Raw genomic sequence first — 15827 nt, 5'->3', positions numbered from 1 at the left:
TTCTGGTCAGGGGTATCGGATGCCGCTTTGATTCCTACTGCTCCCCTTCGCGGCGATCCGATGCCGCTGTCCGTGGAGAGCACCGGTGTCCATCGCATACGACAAGCCCAGGAAGGACTGCACAGCGCAGCTGGATTGGTTGATCTCTCACCCGTTCGGCACGGCAGAGACGGGCGCCGCGGTTGGCGCTTCGCACCGGACTGGTCGCGCGCTTATACTCACCGGCAACAAAACCCGCCAAGGCTATGCGCGCATGCGTATCCTCAAACCGGCGGGTTACTTTTTTGTGGGCCGGGTTTTCGCGGCGCAGGGACTGCCCGGGAGCTTTTCGTGGCAACGATGAAGCGCCCCTTCGGCAAGCCAGCCACCACCCATGCCCAGCAGGTAGCGCTGCTCCAGCAGCGTGGCATGGTGGTCGATGATCCGGCAGCGGCCGAGTTCCATCTGCAACACCTCAACTACTACCGGCTTGGTGCCTACTGGCTGCCGTTCGAGGCCGACCACGCCACCCACAGCTTCCGCCCGGGCACCCGCTTTGCGGATGTGTTGAACCTCTATGTGTTCGACCGCGAACTGCGCCTGCTGGTACTGGATGCCATCGAGCGCGTGGAAGTCTCGGTGCGCAGCCAATGGGCCTGCCAGATGGCGCACAGGCACGGACCACATGCCCATCTGGATGCGGCGTTGGCCTTCAACAGCCACCACTGGCAAACCAACCTCAACAAGCTGACCGACGAAGTCGATCGGTCCGACGAGGTTTTCATCAAGCACCTCAAGGCCACCTACAGCGAGGCACTGCCGCCTGTCTGGGCCGTGTGTGAGGTGATGTCGCTGGGCCTGCTTTCGCGCTGGTACAGCAACCTCAGGCCCATGCACACCCGCAGCGCCATCGCCGCAGCCTACGGGGTGGACCAGAAGGTTCTCGAATCCTGGCTTCATCACCTCTCACTGGTGCGCAACACCTGCGCTCACCACAGCCGGCTGTGGAACCGAGACTTCACCGTCACCCCGAAGCTGCCACACAGCAAGCCGGCCGGCCTGGCGGCGCAATGCCAGGCCGGTTCGCGCAAGCTCTACAACGCGCTGGTCATCCTGTTGCATTGCATGGACGTGATCGCGCCGCAGAACCACTGGCGTGCTCGCCTGAAAGACCTGATCGCCCGGCATGCGGTTCCAGTGGCGCCGATGGATTTCCCGGCCGGCTGGAAGCAGCTGGCGATCTGGCAGGAGAAGACGCCATGAATTCAGCCCAGCGGCTCACCTGCAGCTGCAGGCTCACCCCACCACCACCTCACTGATCTGGATCACCGGCGCCAGGTCGGTGTAGTTGGGGATGTCGCCCATGATCTCTTTGCCGTGCGCGGCCATGCCGGCCTGGAAGCCTTCCAGCGTGGGGCAGAACAGGTGGCACATGGCCACGTAGGTGGCGGGCTGGCCGGGGCCGCCGCCGGCCAGGCCCTTGTCCACGGTGTACGACTCGCAGGCTGCGCCCAGGCGGGCTTTCACTAGGGGCATGTGCTTGTCGCGGTAGTAGGCGTGGTCGAACCGGGCGCCGGGGGTGTTGGGGTACATCACGCTGATCTTGAACATGGTGGTCTCCTTCTGTTGTGGTTGGCGAAAAGCGGCTTCAACTGACGATGTAGGCACCGGCGCCGGTGGACAGCAGCTTGCCGTCGGCACCCCTGAATTCCATGCGGGTGCTGGCCACGCGGGAGCCCAGACGGAGCACTTCGGCGCGCAGTTCAAAGTGGTCGCCGATGCCGGGGCGCAGGTAGTCGATGCGCAGGTCGATGGTGCCCAGCTTGGCAAAGCGGTGCAAGCGCTGCTCGGGCGGCTCGTCCATGTGGCGGGCGCCGATGGCGGCCATGACGGCCAGGCCGCCCATGGCGTCCAGACCGGCGCTGATGACGCCACCGTGCACGCGGTTGTAGCTGAAGTGCCCCACCAGTTCGCGGCGCATGTCGATGCGGGCCGTCACGTGATCGGGGTGCAGGCCGGTGACCTTGAGGCCCAGCACCTGGTTGAAGACGATCTTTTCTTCAAAGATGGTCTTGAGGCCCTGGATGAAGGCGGGCTCGAACTCGGCGGGCGGCGGGGAAGGTGGGGTGGGTTTGGTCATGGGTGGGTTCAGGTTGACGCAGCCAGGTTCAGCAGGCGCTGGCCGGGCGCCACCTGCTGGCCGATGGCGACCGTGATGGTGTCGACCACACCATCGCGCGGGGCGCTGATGCGGTGTTCGATCTTCATGCTCTCGATGGCCAGCAGGGCGTCGCCCCGGGCCACGCGCTGGCCGGGCTGCACTGCCAGCGCGACCACGCGGCCGTTGAAGGGGGCACGCACCTCGCCGCTGGCGGCGGCGTCGCCGGTGCGTTGCTGCGGCTGGTGGCTGAGGTCTTGCAGGGCCAGCGTGTGGCTGCCGCCGGGGGAGGTGATCTGCACCTGCCAGGCGGGCATGCCGTTCTGCGCGGGCAGCGCGGCCACCGTGGTGGTGTGGCGGGTGCCGTCGATGTGCACGGCGCCGGCCTCGATGCGGGCCTGGTGGGTGGCATCGCCCACGGTGATGGTGACTGCGCCATGGCCGTGCTCCTGCAGGCGCAGGCCCAGCACTTCAGCACCGCAGCGCCAGCGCAGCGGGCGGGCAAATGGGCATGGCAGGCGCTCGGCCGGGGTATGGCTGTGTGCCCAGGCGGCCAGCACGGCCGCCAGTTGCGTGGTGGGGCCGGGTTGCAGGGGCTGGCGCAGCGCGTCGCCCTGCTCGTCCAGAAACGGGATGAGCGCATCGCCGGCTGCAAACACAGGGTGGCGCAGCACGGCGGCTAGCAGGGTGCGGTTGGTGGGCAGGCCCAGCAGCACGGTGGCGTCCAGCGCGTGGGCCAGTTGCTGCAGGGCAGCCTGCCGCGTGGGGCCGTGGGCAATGAGCTTGCCCAGCATGGAGTCGAAATGCGGGCTGACCTGCAGCCGGGTTTCGATGGCATGGTCAAAGCGCAGGCCAAGGGCGGCCGGCGGTTCGGCAAAGGCGGCCACGGTGCCGGTGTGGGGGATGAAGTGTTCGTCCTCGCTGCACAGGCGCACCTCGATGGCATGGCCGTGCCAGCGCACGTCGGCCTGCTGCAGCGGCAGCGGCTCGCCCCGGGCGATGCGCAGCTGCCACTCGACCAGATCCTGGCCGGTCAACATCTCGGTGACCGGGTGCTCCACCTGCAGCCGCGTGTTCATCTCCATCAGGTGGAAGTGACCGCCCTCCAGCAGAAACTCCACCGTGCCCGCGCCCACATAACCGGCGGCCCGGGCCAGGGCCACGGCGGCTTCGCCCAGGCGCTGGCGCAGGGCAGCGTCCACGGCGGGGCTGGGGGCTTCTTCCACGATCTTCTGGTGGCGGCGCTGCACCGAGCAGTCGCGCTCGCCCAGGTGGATGCAGTGGCCGTGTGCGTCGGCCAGCACCTGCACCTCCACATGGCGGGGGCGCAGCAGGGCGCGTTCGATCAGCAGGTCGGCGTTGCCGAAACCGGCCAGGGCCTCGGTGCGGGCGCTGGCCAGGGCGGCGGGCAGGTCGGCCGCGTGGTGCACCAGGCGCATGCCGCGCCCGCCGCCACCGGCCACGGCCTTCACCATGAGCGGGTAGCCCACGCTTTCGGCTTCGGCCACGAAGGTGGCGTCGCTCTGGTCGGTGCCGGCATAGCCCGGCAGCACCGGCACGCCGTGCTGCTGCGCCAGTGCCTTGGCGGCGGCCTTGCTGCCCAGGGCGCGGATGGCCGCTGGCGGCGGGCCCACCCAGGTGAGCCCGGCGTCGATGACGGCCTGGGCAAAGTCGGCGTTCTCGCTCAGGAAGCCGTAGCCGGGGTGCACCGCATCGGCCCCACTGACCCGGGCGGCCTCCAGCAGGCGATCGATGCGCAGATAACTCTCGGCGGCGGTGTGGCCGCCCAGGGCGAAGGCGGTGCTGGCCTCGCGCACGTGCAGGGCCTGCGCGTCGGTGTGGCTGTACACCGCCACGGTGGCCACACCCATGCGGTGCGCGGTGCGCATGATGCGCCGCGCGATCTCGCCGCGGTTGGCAATGAGCAGGCGTTGCACGGAGGGCTGTGCCATGGTCAGCGCGGCTTCTTGGCCATGCCCATGGTCTTGGCCAGGATGCCCAGCATCACCTCGTCGGCCCCGCCGCCGATGGAGGCCAGGCGCCCGTCGCGGTACATGCGCGAGACCTTGTTCTCCAGCGTGAAACCCATGCCGCCCCAGAACTGCAGGCAGGTGTCGGGCACCAGGCGGTTCAGGCGCCCGGCCTTGAGCTTGGCCATGGTGGCCCATTCGGTCACGTCCTCGCCGGCCACATAACGTTCACACGCCAGGTAGGTGAGCGCGCGCAGCGCCTCCACCTCGGTGCGCAGCTCGGCCAGCTTGAACTGCACCCACTGCTGGTCGATGAGGTGGGCGCCGAACAGCTGGCGTTCGCGCGCCCATTCAATCGTCCATTCGATGCAGTTGTTCAGCGCCTCCAGCGCACTGGCCGCGCACCACAGCCGCTCTTCCTGGAACTGCTGCATCTGGTAGACAAAGCCCGCGCCCTCGGCGCCGATGCGGTAACGCTGCGGTACACGCACCTCGTCAAAGTGCAGCAGGCCGGTGTCGCTGCTGTGCATGCCGATCTTGCGGATCTTCTTGCCGACCTCGAAGCCCTTGACCGGCTTGCCGCCTTCGCGCAGCGGCACCATGACCAGGCTCTTGTTCTTGTGGGCCGGGCCGTCGCTGGTGTTGACCAGCAGGCAGATCCAGTCGGCCTGCAGGCTGTTGGTGATCCACATCTTCTGGCCGGAGATGACGTAGTCGTCGCCGTCCTTGCGGGCATGGGTGCGGATGGCCGACACGTCGCTGCCGGCGCCGGGTTCGCTCACGCCAATGCAGGCCACCGCCTCGCCGGCAATGGCCGGGGCCAGGAACTGCGCCTTGAGTTCGTCGCTGCCGAAGCGGGCCAGTGCGGGCGTGGCCATGTCGGTCTGCACGCCAATCGCCATGGGCACGCCGCCGCAGTGGATGTGGCCCAGCGTCTCGGCCATGGCCACGCTGTAGCTGTAGTCCAGCCCGGCGCCGCCATAGGCCTCGGGCTTGGTCAGGCCCAGCAGCCCCAGCCGGCCGAGTTCGCGGAACACCTCGTGGGCGGGGAACATCTCGGCGGCTTCCCAGGCGTCCACCTGCGGGTTGATGTGGTCGTCGATGAAGCGCTTGAGCGTCTTCTGCATCTCGCGGTGTTCGTGGGTGAACTGCATGGGGTGTCTCCTGATGCGGTGTCGGGTTTACATGCGCGCCACGCCAAACTGCATGGGGTTCGGCTGGCGCTGCGCGGCTTCGGTCACGGTGTCGAGGCAGAAGGCCAGCACGGCGCGGGTGTCGCGCGGGTCGATGACGCCGTCGTCCAGCACCAGGCCGCTGGTGAAGAAGGCGTCGGCCTGGCGGTCGAAGCGCTGCACGATGGCGTCCGACTGCGCCTGCAGCTGGGCCTGCACCTCGGGCGCGTCCAGCGCCACGCCTTTGCGGGCCAGGCCGGCCTCGGCCACGATCTGCATGGTGCGCGCCGCCTGCTCGCCACCCATGACCGCCGTGCGCGCGCCGGGCCAGCTGAACAGGAAGCGCGGCGCATAGGCCCGGCCGCACATGCCGTAGTTGCCGGCACCGAAGCTGGCGCCGCACTGCACGGTGATCTGCGGCACGGTGGCATTGGCCACGGCCTGGATCATCTTGCTGCCGTGCTTGATCATGCCGGCCTGCTCGCTCTCGCGGCCCACCATGTAGCCGGTGGTGTTCTGCAGGTAGATGATGGGGTGGCCGAGCTGGCACATCCACTGGATGAAGTGGGTGGCCTTGTTGGCGCCGGCCACGTCAATGGGGCCGTTGTTGGCGATCAGCCCCACCGCATGGCCACCGATCCGGGCCTGCACGCACACGGTGGCCGCGCCATACAGCGGCTTGAATTCCAGCAGCTCCGATCCGTCGACCACGCGCAGCATCACTTCGCGCAGATCGACCGGTTCGCGGTGGTGGGCCGGCATGATGGCCAGCAGGTCTTCGGCGTCGAACAGCGGTGGCGGCGCCACTGGCCGGGTGGGCGTCTGCCAGCCGGTGCGGGCCACCACGGCGCGGGCCAGGCCCAGGGCTTCGCGGTCGTCTTCGGCCAGGTGTTCGCCCAGGCCGGAGACGGTGGCGTGCATCTCGGCGCCGCCCAGTTCTTCCTCGGTGGCCACTTCGCCGGTGGCGGCCTTGAGCAGCGGCGGGCCGGCCAGAAAGGCCCGCGAGCGGCCGCGCACCAGGATCACCACGTCCGACAGGCCGGGCATGTAGGCGCCGCCCGCGGTGCCGGAGCCGTGCTGCACCGTGATCACCGGCAGGCCGGCGGCCGAATGGCGGGCCAGGTTGCGGAACAGGCCGCCGCCCAGCACAAAGCCTTCCACCTCGTAGCGCATGAGGTTGGCGCCGGCGCTCTCCACCAGGTGGATGAAGGGCAGGCGGTTCTCCAGCGCGATGGCCTGCACCCGCAGGATCTTCTCCAGCCCACGCGGCTGTATGGCACCGGCCTCGATGCCCGAATCGCTGGCCACCACCATGCAGCGCACGCCGGCCACGAAGCCGATGCCGGCCACCATGCCGCCGCCGGGCACCGAGCGTTCGGGGTCGGGCGTGTCCTGCAGGTAGCCGGCCAGCGAACACAGCGGCAACCACGGGGCGCCGGGGTCGAGCAGCAGGGCGATGCGTTCACGCGGCAGCAACTGGCCACGCCGCTCGAAGGTGGGCTGGCTGCGGGCCGATGCGGCAGCAGCGCGGTCTTCCAGCGCACGCCACTGCGCGATGCGCGCGAGCATGGCGTCGCGCCGCTGCAGGGCCTGCGGGTCGTCGGGGCGGAAGGTGGATTCAAACGGCATGGGCTGGCTCCGCCGGGTCAGGACTGGAACACGCGCGGCACGCTGGCGCGGTGAAAACCGTCAAAGGGCCGCACCGCATCGCGCTGCTGCACGGCGGCCGGGGCACTGATGTCGCCCCAGCCCACGCGCACCTGCGGCCGGGCACCGTCCACCCGCAGCACGGTGCCGCTGATGAAGCTGGCCGCCGGCGAGAGCAGGAAGACGATGGCGGCACTGGTCTCGGCCTCGGTGCCGAAGCGGCCCAGCGGCACGGTCTGGCGCATCTGGCGCAGCATGTCGCCGGCCTCGGGCGGGTAGTGGTCCATGCCGCTGGAGGCGATGTAGCCCGGCGCCACCGCGTTCACCCGCACGCCGGCCTGTGCCCATTCCAGCGCGGCGGTCTCGGTGAAGCTGACCATGCCGGCGCGCGCCGCGCCGCTGTGGCCCATGCCGGGCATGCTGCCCCACATGTCGGCCACGATGTTGACGATGGCCCCGCCCTGCGCTTGCAGGCACTGGGTGAAGCATTCGCGCGCCACCAGAAACCCGCCGGTGAGGTTGGTGTCGATCACGGCCTGCCAGCCGCGGGCGCTGATGCGCGCCAGCGGCGAGATGAACTGCCCGCCCGCGTTGTTCACCAGCCCGTGCACCCGGCCGCAGCGGGCCAGCACCTCGGCCACCATGGCACGCACCGCGTCTTCCTGGCGGATGTCGCAGACCTGGGTGCTGGCGCTACCACCGTCGGCCGCGATCTCGGCCGCCGTGGCCTGCAGCTTGTCGGGGTTGCGACCCACCAGCACCACGTGAGCGCCCAGATGGGCCAGTTCGTGCGCGGTGCAGCGGCCGATGCCCGAGCCGCCACCCGTGACGATGAGGGTCTGGCCGGCCAGCAGGCCCGGCGCAAAGATGGAGCGGTAGCCGGCAGCGGGTAAGTTCATGCGGGCTCCTTGAGGAAGAGCTGCAGCGCGGCGTGGGTCAGGTCGTCCAGCGTGGCGCGGCGGGTCGGGTCGTACCACTGCACCGCCCAGTTGAGGGCGCCGAAGATCATCAGCCGCGCCAGCGACGGATCGCCCTGCAGCGCGCCCTGGGCATGCAGGGCCTGCAGCACCGGCACCCAGGCCGCCTCGTAGCCGCTGCGCAGCCGGTTGACGGCCTCGCGCTGCGGCGCGCTGATGGAGCGCCATTCGTACAGCATGACCGGGATGAAGTCGCTCTCGGGGCCGAGCAGGACGTCGAAATGGCTGCGCACCAGCACCTGCAGGCAGTCGCGGGCGCCGAGCACGCGGCCGGCCTGCAGCGCGGCATCCGCCGCCGCCTGCATGGCCGCCGCCTGGTGGCGGGTGGCGCGCTCCATGCCCTCGGTCATGACGGCCGCCAGCAGGGCTTCCTTGTTCTCGAAGTGGTAGAAGGGCGAGCCCGGCTGCATGCCGGCGGCCGCCGCGATGTCGCGCGTGCTGGTGCCGGCAAAGCCCTGCTGGCGGAACAGCCCGGCGGCCGCGCGCAGCAGCAGCTGGCGGCGGTTGCCGTCGTCGCGCTCGTCGGCGGTCTTGCGGGGGCGGCCACGCGAGCGGCGCTGGGCGGGCGGCAGGGACACGGATGCGGACATGCGCCGACCTTAGCAGCGGGGCGGATTTTCAGCAAGCGTCTGCTCGGCAAAAATCGAAGCCAGCGGTCATGACGGCATGGACAATACCGGCATGGATGTTTCGTTCTGGATTCTGGTGGGCGCCGTGGGCGCCTTTTTCTACAACCGTTACGACCAGGCCCGCCGGGTCCTGCTGCTGCGGGCCCAGTTGCAGCCCTATCAGCTGGAACAGCTGATGCAGACCCTGCTGGAAGGCTATCTGCGCGCCCAGGGCGAAGCCGACGAGGAGCGGCGCCGCAGCATCTGGCAGGTGATGGAGGGGCACGAGGCGCTGCTGGTGTCGCAGCTGCAGCGCCTGGCGTCCGACACTGCCTCGCTCACCGGGCCCATGGCCCGGGTGTCGCGCCTGCCGCTGCTGCTGCCGGGGGTGACGGCGTGGTGGCCCAAGGCCTGTTTCGAGCTGGGGCAGGCGTTCCGCATCCACGCCGAAGGCGTGACCCGCGTGGCCCACAACCCGGACGGCCTGAGCCCGCGCGACAAGGCCTTCTGCATGACGGCCGAGCTGCTGCTGTTCCAGCACACCTGCCACTGGTACTGCCGCTCCCGCACCACGGCATCGACCCGCCTGGTGGCCCGGCACCAGACCAGCCATGCCCAGGCCCTGGCGGCGGCATCGGCCGCCACCCGCGAGGGACTGATGGCCATCGGCGCCGTCTGATCCGGCGGCGCACGGGCCCACGTGCCGGCCCGAAGCGTGACGCAATGCCTCAAGACGGTGCATGCACGGTCGATGTACCGGGTGACGCCGCCCCTCGGTGGCCCACACGGAGTCTGCATCGGCATGACCGACATCGAGACGCAGTTGCACGCCATCGTGGCGCAGGCCCTGGAGCAGACCGTCAACGGCCTGGTCATCACCGACATGCAGGCCGATGGGCAGCCCATCGTGCATGTGAATGCCGGCTTCGAGCGCATCACCGGCTACCCGGCGCACGAGGTGATCGGGCGCAACTGCCGCTTCCTGCAGGGCTTCGACAACGAGCAGCCCGGCGTGGCCCGCATGCGCGAGGCGGTCCAGCGCGGCGAGGCCTGCACCGCCGTGGTCCGCAACTACCGCAAGGACGGCAGCCTGTTCTGGAACCGGGTGGAGATCGGTCCGGTGCGCGATGCGGTCAGCGGTGAACTCACCCACTACTTTGCGCTGCAGACCGATGTGACGGCAGAGCAGGAAGCGCTGGCCCTGCGCGAGCATTTCCTGAGCAACGCCGCGCACGAACTGCGTTCGCCGCTGGGCACCATCCGGGGCTATGTGGAACTGCTGCAGATGCGCAGCACGCCGACCGATCCCAACCAGGACCTGCTGACCACCGTGCGCCGCCATGCCGACCGGCTGGTCGCCCTGGTGGACGACATGCTGGAGCTGGCCGAGCTGGAAACCACCACCGACACCCGCTTCGGCGTGCAGCCCGTGCAGCTGAACACCCTGCTGGAACGCCTGCACGACCTGCTGCCGCCGGAAGACGGCCTGCACCGCATCGTCATCGAGTCGGCCGACCCCGCCCTGTGGGTGCAGGCCCATGCGCAGCGGCTGGAGCAGGTGCTGATCAACCTCTTGTCCAACGCGCTGAAGTACTCGCCCCAGGGTGGCGAGATCCGCTGGAGCGTGCGCCCGGGCCGCGAGCGCGGCTGGGTGCGCCTGTCGGTCAGCGACCCGGGCATCGGCATGACGGCCGACGAGCAGACCCGCCTGTTCACCCGCTTCTTCCGGGCACGCACCGACATTCCCGGCACCGGCCTGGGCCTGGTGATCGTGCGCGAGCTGGTCGAACGCATGGGCGGCCACATCACGGTGCGCAGCCAGCCCGGCGCGGGCACCACCTTCACCTTGCACCTGCGGACGGTATCGCCATGAACGCCCCGACCCCACACCACCCCCTCACCCTGCCCGGCTTCACCGATGCCGACCTGCTGGACCGCCTGCTCGCCCTGCCGCCCGAGGCGCGCGACGGACTGGACTTCGGCGTCATCGGCTTCGACCGTTCCACGCAGGTGGTGCAGTACAACGCCTACGAGTCGCGGGCAGCCCGGCTGGAGCCGGCGCGGGTGCTGGGCAAGCACCTGTTCATCGAGGTGGCGCCCTGCATGAACAACTACCTGGTGGCGCAGCGCTTCGAGGCCGCCGGCCTGGAAGGCCGCGCCCTGGACGAGACCGTGCCCTACGTGCTGACCTTCCGCATGCGGCCCACCCCGGTGCAGCTGCGCCTGCTGGCACGGCCTGGCGAGGCGGTGAGCTATGTGCTGGTGCAGCGCCCGCAGGACGCACCGTGAACCCCCAGCACGACAGCGGGAACGACGACCCCGGTCTGGCCCGCGAGCTGGACCTGATGATGCAGTTCCTGCACCTGGCGCCGGTGGGCCTGCTGCGGGTGGACCGCAGCGGCACCATCATCCTCATGAACCCGACCGGTGCCCAGCTGCTGGCCCTGCTGGGTCTGGGCCGCGAGGCACCGGGACAGCTGCCCAACCTGTTCGACCTGACCGACCGGGTGGCCCCCGATGTGCGCACCCTGGTCTCGCTGTTCAGCGACGACAGCGGCGTGGTGCTCGACAAGTACCGGGTGCTGCTGGACAAGGCCGACCCGGGCGGGCTGCCACCGGGTGCCCCCATCGCGCTGGGCATCACCGCGCTCAAGCTGCCGGCCGACCCGGACAGCCTGATGGTGGTGGTGAGCGACGAGTCCAGCACCGTGCGGCTGCAGCGCCTGCAGTCGCAGTGGCTTCGCTAGCCGGGCTGGCGCAGAATGCGCCGATGGACATGACCTTCGACACCTTCCGCGCCCAGGCCCTGGCCCGGGGATTCGACGAAGTGCTGGAGCGGCAATGGGCGCCGCACACGGTGCTGGACGAACACACCCACCCCTTTGCGGCGGACGCGGTGGTGGCCGCCGGCGAGATGTGGCTCACGGTGGACGGCCAGACCCGGCACCTGCGGCCCGGCGACACCTTTGCGCTGGAGCGCGACATGCCGCACAGCGAGCGCTACGGCGCCCAGGGTGCCACCTACTGGGTGGCCCGGCGCAACGGCTGAGCCGCCAGCAGCACATACCAGCCCATCACCGGGCGGCCCTGGTCGTGCCGGATGGGGGCCTCCCACAGGGCCTGCACGGCCAGCCCGTGATCGCGGGCCAGGGCCACCAGGCTCTCGCGCCCGTGGGCATAACGCAGGCTCGGGCGCAGCTGCAGGTCCCGGCCCGGATCGGCCTGCTCCACCGAGAATGCCAGCACGCCACCGGGCACCAGCCGCGCACGGGCGGCGCGGAACACCGGTGCCAGCGGCCCGGTGTAGATGAAGACATCGGCCGCCACGACGAGATCGGCCGGTCCGTCGTCGGCTTCCAGCCAGGGCAGCAGGTGCGCCTGATCGACCCGACGGTACACGCCGGTGGCCCTGGCCTGTTCGACCATGGCAGGCGCAATGTCGACGCCGTCCACCGCGTCGGCCAGCGGCGCCAGCAGCCGGCCGCACAGGCCGGTGCCGCAACCCAGATCGAGCACCCGGGCAAAGCGCCGTTCGCCCGAGAGCAGCGGGCGCAGCAGGGTTTCGTGGGCGGTGTAGCGCAGGGCACCCAGCAGGTGGTCCTGGAAGTCGTCGGCGTAGTCGTCGAACAGGGCCTGGGCATAGACCTCGGGGGGCGGCGGCGGATCGGCCAGGTCCTGCACCGCCGCCAGGTAGTAGTGGTGCAGCGCCTCGTGGGCGCCGCAGGCCAGGGCCTGGCGGTAGCAACGGGCGGCCTCCTCCAGATGTCCGGTCTCGCGCAGCAGGTGCCCCCGCTGTGACCAGGCTTCGGCCAGGGAGTCGTCGAGCGCCAGCGCATGGTCCAGCGCTTCCATGGCCTGGGGCAGGCGGTTCAGGCGCAGCAGGCCCAGGGCCCGGACGAGCGCCATGCCGGGGTCCTGGGCGGCGGCCTCGGCCAGCAGATCGACCGCCTCGGCCCAGCGCCGCTGGTGGAACCGCATCAGCCCCAGGTTGCCCCTGACCGAAGGGCGCCCCGGCACCAGGGCCAGCGCGGCTTCGTAGTCGGCCGCTGCATCGTCCACCCGGCCCGCCTCGGCATGGGCATTGCCGGACGCGAACAGGGCTCGGGCCTGCTCGGTGCGCGGGTCGGTGGCCATGCGGGGGGTGACGTCAGACCTTGGAGAAATCGGGCTTGCGGCGTTCCATGAAGGCGCCGAAGGCCTCGCGGGCGGCCGGCTCGCGCAGCATGCGCCCGAAGCTGGCGCCCTCTTCGGCCATGACGGCCTGCACCTGGGCGGCCTGGCCCTTCTTCATGAGGCGCTTGGTCTCGATCAGGCTGCTCAGGGGCTTGGCGGCCAGCTTGGCGGCCACGGTGTGGGCATAACTGCGGGCCTCGGTGGGCGGCAGCACCTTGTTGACCAGCCCCACCTCGAGTGCGGCCTCGGCCATGAAGGGCTCGCCCAGCAGCAGGGCTTCGGCGGCGCGGTGGTAACCCATCATCTGCGGCACCAGCAGGCTGCTGGCGGCCTCGGGGCACAGGCCCAGGTTGACGAAGGGCATGGAGAAGGCGGCGTTGTCGCCGGCATAGACCAGATCGCAGTGGAACAGCAGCGTGGTGCCGATGCCCACCGCCGGGCCGCACACCGCCGCCAGCACCGGCTTGGGGAAGGCCGCGAGGCCGCGCAGGAAGCGGAACACCGGCGCGCCCTCGCCGGCCGGCGGCTGGTTCAGGAAATCGGCGATGTCGTTGCCGGCCGAGAAGATGGTCTCGTGGCCCTGGAACACCACCACGCGCACCGACCCATCGTCCTGCGCGGCCTGCAGGGCATCGGCCATGGCGCCGTACATGGCGGCGGTGATGGAGTTCTTCTTGTCGAGGCGGTTGAAGGTGATGCTGCAGACGCCGGCTTCGGTGTGGACGAGGATGTCGCTCATGGGGGGTTGTCTCGATGGGTGATGTGGGCGGTCCGGCGGACCCGGACACGGGCGCACAAATTAACACGAAAGCCCGGTGCGGATTGGAGCGGACAGCCCAGGCCGCCCTCCTAAACTCGGGCCCATGCGAACACTCCTGACCCTGTTGCTGGCACTGCCCCTGTGCTGGCTGCCCGCCCATGCCCAGACCCCGCAGGCCGCCGCTGCGGCCGAGGGCGCCGGCACGGCCCGCCCCAAGGTGGCCCTGGTGCTCTCGGGCGGCGGCGCACGCGGCTTTGCCCATGTGGGCGTGCTCAAGGCGCTGGAAGCCGCGCGGGTGCCGGTGGACATGATCGTGGGCACCTCCATGGGGGCCATCGTGGGTGGCCTGTACGCCAGCGGCATGACGGCCGACGAGCTGGAGCGCGAGATCCTGGCGGTGCAGTGGGGCGACCTGTTCAACAGCCGCGAGCCGCGCCAGGAGCTGTCGCAACGCCGCAAGGAAGAGGACTTCGAGCTCTCGCCGGTGCTGGCGCTGGGCTTCCGGGATGGCGAGTTCCGCCTGCCCACCGGCGCCGTGTCGAGCCGTTCGCTGGAGATGCTGCTGCGCCGCTACACCCTGCCCACACGGCACCTGGAGAGCTTCGACCAGCTGCCCACGCCGTTCCGCGCCGTGGCCACCGACATGGAGACCGGCCAGCCGGTGGTGATGGACAGCGGCGATCTGGCCACCGCGCTGCGGGCCAGCATGTCGGTGCCGGGCGTGTTCTCGCCGGTGATCGTGGGCGAGCGCATCCTGGGCGATGGCGGCCTGGTGGACAACCTGCCGGTGGGCGTGGCCCGCCGCATGGGGGCCGACGTGATCATCGCGGTCAACATCGGCACGCCGCTGGCCGGGCGGGACACGCTGGGCACGGTGCTGGGCATCACGGCGCAGATGGTCAACATCCTGACCGAGCAGAACGTGCAGGCCAGCATCGCCACGCTCACACCGTCCGACCTGCTGCTCACGCCGCCCCTGGGCAAGCTCACCTCGGCCGACTTCGAGCGGGCGCCCGAGCTGGTGCGCATCGGCCGCGAATACGCCGACACCGTGACCGCGGCGCTGCAGCGCTTCTCGGCCCCGCCCGACCGCTACGCCCGCTGGGTGAGTGCCCGCGTGGAGCAGGCGGTGGGCAACACCGAGCGCGTGGGCCGCATTGCCAGCATCCGCTTCGAGGGTGTCAACGAACGCCGGGCCGAGCGCCTGGAGGCCGGGCTGGACACCGCCGTGGGCCAGCGGGTGGATGTGGACCGCATCGAGGACGACCTGCAGAAGCTGGCCGCCGCCGGCGACTACGAGCGCATCGACTACAGCCTGGTGCGCCGCCCCGGCACCGACCAGGAAGACCTGTCCATCCTGCTGCGCGAGAACAACTGGGGACCGAACTACCTGCGCCTGGGCATCGACCTGCGCACCGACTTCCAGGGCCAGGGCGCGTTCAACCTGCGCATCAGCCACAACCGGCACTGGCTCAACGACAGCGGGGCCGAATGGCGCAACCGGGTGCAGCTGGGCGAGACCCTGGGCGTGTTCTCCGAGATCTACCAGCCGCTGGGCTCGGCCAGCGAACGTTTCGTGGCAGCCTACATCGACGGCCGGGTGCGCAAGGTGGAACTGTTCGCACCCTCGGGCGAGGCCTTGGCCCTGGTGCAGCGGCAGGGGGTGCAGGTGGGCGCCGACATCGGCTGGCCGATCGGCCTGCGCGGCACCATCGGCGAGATGCGGCTGGGCGTGATCGGCGCGCAGCGCAGCACCACGCCCGAACTGGTGTCCAGCGCCATCCCGGCCAGCGTGGCCCAGACCCAGCGCTGGCGCGAGGCCGGCCTGCGCGCCGCCGTCATTGCCGACCAGCTGGACTTTGCCAACTTCCCCTCGCGCGGCTACCGCGCCGTGGGCGAGGCGGTGCTGGGCCGGCGCAGCTACGACAACCTGCCCTCGGGCCGCTTCGACCGCATCGAGGGTTCGCTCACGGCGGTCAAGAGCTGGGGGCCGAACACCATCAACGTGGGTGCCCGCTTCGCCCGGGCCAGCGATGTGCCGCTGGGCGCGGTGGACGAGTATTCGCTCGGTGGTTTCCAGCAGCTCTCGGGCTACCGGGTGGGCCAGGTGGCCGGCAACTACCTGGCCTTCGGGCGGCTCACCTACTACCGGCGTCTGCCGGGCGATGCCGGGCCGGCGCGGGCGCTGTTCGTGGGCGGCTCGCTGGAGGCCGGCAATGCCTGGATCAACCGGCGCGATGTGTCGCTGCGCGACCTGCGGGGCGCCGGCAGCCTGTTCATCGGGGCGGACACCGGCATCGGCCCGCTCTACCTGAGCCTGGTGAGCGCGCCCAAGGGCTTCACCGGCCTGTACCTGTTCCTGGGCCGGCCCTGACCGGGGCCG

At 70.3% G+C, this 15827-nt stretch carries 16 protein-coding genes; 7 read left to right on the top strand and 9 right to left on the bottom strand.

Annotated features, from left to right (window positions below):
• Positions 1-339 precede the first annotated feature (339 nt).
• Complete coding sequence (locus tag WD026_RS14365) at positions 340-1242, top strand: Abi family protein (RefSeq protein WP_425724345.1); 903 nt, start codon at positions 340-342, stop codon at positions 1240-1242.
• A gap of 33 nt (positions 1243-1275) precedes the next feature.
• Here the strand turns inward: WD026_RS14365 and WD026_RS14360 are convergent, their stop codons facing one another.
• From WD026_RS14360 to WD026_RS14330, 7 genes are read right to left on the bottom strand one after another with little or no spacing between them, the layout of a single operon-like run.
• Positions 1276-1590 carry an EthD family reductase gene (locus WD026_RS14360; protein ID WP_425724344.1) on the bottom strand — a complete coding sequence of 105 codons (315 nt, stop codon included), beginning with the start codon at positions 1588-1590 and terminating at the stop codon, positions 1276-1278.
• A 37-nt stretch (positions 1591-1627) separates the two neighbouring features.
• The gene (locus WD026_RS14355) at positions 1628-2119 is read right to left on the bottom strand and encodes a thioesterase family protein (RefSeq protein ID WP_425724343.1); all 492 of its coding nucleotides are present in this window, start codon (positions 2117-2119) and stop codon (positions 1628-1630) included.
• 8 nt (positions 2120-2127) lie between these two features.
• On the bottom strand, positions 2128-4089 hold the full coding sequence (locus WD026_RS14350; RefSeq protein ID WP_425724342.1) for a biotin carboxylase N-terminal domain-containing protein: 1962 nt from the start codon (positions 4087-4089) through the stop codon (positions 2128-2130).
• 2 nt (positions 4090-4091) lie between these two features.
• Positions 4092-5261, bottom strand: a complete 1170-nt coding sequence (locus WD026_RS14345) for an acyl-CoA dehydrogenase family protein (protein ID WP_425724341.1) — start codon at positions 5259-5261, stop codon at positions 4092-4094.
• A gap of 27 nt (positions 5262-5288) precedes the next feature.
• Complete coding sequence (locus WD026_RS14340; RefSeq protein ID WP_425724340.1) at positions 5289-6908, bottom strand: acyl-CoA carboxylase subunit beta; 1620 nt, start codon at positions 6906-6908, stop codon at positions 5289-5291.
• Positions 6909-6925: 17 nt separating this feature from the next.
• A complete protein-coding gene (locus WD026_RS14335; RefSeq protein ID WP_425724339.1) occupies positions 6926-7825 on the bottom strand; it encodes an SDR family oxidoreductase in 900 nt (299 codons plus the stop codon).
• A complete protein-coding gene (locus WD026_RS14330) occupies positions 7822-8493 on the bottom strand; it encodes a TetR/AcrR family transcriptional regulator (RefSeq protein ID WP_425724338.1) in 672 nt (223 codons plus the stop codon). Before WD026_RS14330 ends, WD026_RS14335 begins: the two co-directional genes overlap by 4 nt.
• 91 nt (positions 8494-8584) lie before the next feature.
• On the opposite strand from WD026_RS14330, the gene WD026_RS14325 reads away from it, so the two are divergent.
• From WD026_RS14325 to WD026_RS14305, 5 genes are all read left to right on the top strand, one after another.
• Entirely contained in the window at positions 8585-9190 is a 606-nt protein-coding gene (locus WD026_RS14325; protein WP_425724337.1) for a hypothetical protein, read from the top strand.
• 123 nt (positions 9191-9313) lie between these two features.
• Entirely contained in the window at positions 9314-10384 is a 1071-nt protein-coding gene (locus tag WD026_RS14320; RefSeq protein WP_425724336.1) for an ATP-binding protein, read from the top strand.
• Positions 10381-10800, top strand: a complete 420-nt coding sequence (locus WD026_RS14315) for a phosphonate transporter (protein WP_425724335.1) — start codon at positions 10381-10383, stop codon at positions 10798-10800. The genes WD026_RS14320 and WD026_RS14315 overlap by 4 nt, the downstream gene beginning before the upstream one ends.
• On the top strand, positions 10797-11258 hold the full coding sequence (locus WD026_RS14310; RefSeq protein WP_425724334.1) for a hypothetical protein: 462 nt from the start codon (positions 10797-10799) through the stop codon (positions 11256-11258). The genes WD026_RS14315 and WD026_RS14310 overlap by 4 nt, the downstream gene beginning before the upstream one ends.
• Positions 11259-11287: 29 nt before the next feature.
• Positions 11288-11560 (top strand): cupin domain-containing protein, encoded by a 273-nt coding sequence (locus WD026_RS14305; protein ID WP_425724333.1) that lies wholly within the window; start codon positions 11288-11290, stop codon positions 11558-11560.
• On the opposite strand, the gene WD026_RS14300 is transcribed toward WD026_RS14305, so the two are convergent.
• Positions 11533-12645: a tetratricopeptide repeat protein gene (locus WD026_RS14300; protein ID WP_425724332.1), complete on the bottom strand. Its 1113-nt coding sequence runs from the start codon at positions 12643-12645 to the stop codon at positions 11533-11535. The two genes, WD026_RS14305 and WD026_RS14300, sit on opposite strands and share 28 nt — an antisense overlap.
• Positions 12646-12658: 13 nt before the next feature.
• Complete coding sequence (locus WD026_RS14295; protein WP_425724331.1) at positions 12659-13423, bottom strand: enoyl-CoA hydratase; 765 nt, start codon at positions 13421-13423, stop codon at positions 12659-12661.
• Positions 13424-13547: 124 nt separating this feature from the next.
• On the opposite strand from WD026_RS14295, the gene WD026_RS14290 reads away from it, so the two are divergent.
• Complete coding sequence (locus WD026_RS14290) at positions 13548-15818, top strand: patatin-like phospholipase family protein (RefSeq protein ID WP_425724330.1); 2271 nt, start codon at positions 13548-13550, stop codon at positions 15816-15818.
• Positions 15819-15827: the final 9 nt, after the last annotated feature.

This window comes from Hydrogenophaga sp. R2 (assembly GCF_049843595.1).
Taxonomy (GTDB): domain Bacteria; phylum Pseudomonadota; class Gammaproteobacteria; order Burkholderiales; family Burkholderiaceae_C; genus Hydrogenophaga.
Note: the sequence above shows the minus strand (reverse complement) of the source record. Positions and strands in the feature narration are given on the sequence as shown.

Bases quoted from the DNA above. Each gene is read 5' to 3' on its own strand.
- WD026_RS14365 (WP_425724345.1), top strand. From the start codon at position 340: ATGAAGCGCCCCTTCGGCAAGCCAGCCACCACCCATGCCCAGCAGGTA.
- WD026_RS14360 (WP_425724344.1), bottom strand. From the start codon at position 1,590: ATGTTCAAGATCAGCGTGATGTACCCCAACACCCCCGGCGCCCGGTTC.
- WD026_RS14355 (WP_425724343.1), bottom strand. From the start codon at position 2,119: ATGACCAAACCCACCCCACCTTCCCCGCCGCCCGCCGAGTTCGAGCCC.
- WD026_RS14350 (WP_425724342.1), bottom strand. From the start codon at position 4,089: ATGGCACAGCCCTCCGTGCAACGCCTGCTCATTGCCAACCGCGGCGAG.
- WD026_RS14345 (WP_425724341.1), bottom strand. From the start codon at position 5,261: ATGCAGTTCACCCACGAACACCGCGAGATGCAGAAGACGCTCAAGCGC.
- WD026_RS14340 (WP_425724340.1), bottom strand. From the start codon at position 6,908: ATGCCGTTTGAATCCACCTTCCGCCCCGACGACCCGCAGGCCCTGCAG.
- WD026_RS14335 (WP_425724339.1), bottom strand. From the start codon at position 7,825: ATGAACTTACCCGCTGCCGGCTACCGCTCCATCTTTGCGCCGGGCCTG.
- WD026_RS14330 (WP_425724338.1), bottom strand. From the start codon at position 8,493: ATGTCCGCATCCGTGTCCCTGCCGCCCGCCCAGCGCCGCTCGCGTGGC.
- WD026_RS14325 (WP_425724337.1), top strand. From the start codon at position 8,585: ATGGATGTTTCGTTCTGGATTCTGGTGGGCGCCGTGGGCGCCTTTTTC.
- WD026_RS14320 (WP_425724336.1), top strand. From the start codon at position 9,314: ATGACCGACATCGAGACGCAGTTGCACGCCATCGTGGCGCAGGCCCTG.
- WD026_RS14315 (WP_425724335.1), top strand. From the start codon at position 10,381: ATGAACGCCCCGACCCCACACCACCCCCTCACCCTGCCCGGCTTCACC.
- WD026_RS14305 (WP_425724333.1), top strand. From the start codon at position 11,288: ATGACCTTCGACACCTTCCGCGCCCAGGCCCTGGCCCGGGGATTCGAC.
- WD026_RS14300 (WP_425724332.1), bottom strand. From the start codon at position 12,645: ATGGCCACCGACCCGCGCACCGAGCAGGCCCGAGCCCTGTTCGCGTCC.
- WD026_RS14295 (WP_425724331.1), bottom strand. From the start codon at position 13,423: ATGAGCGACATCCTCGTCCACACCGAAGCCGGCGTCTGCAGCATCACC.
- WD026_RS14290 (WP_425724330.1), top strand. From the start codon at position 13,548: ATGCGAACACTCCTGACCCTGTTGCTGGCACTGCCCCTGTGCTGGCTG.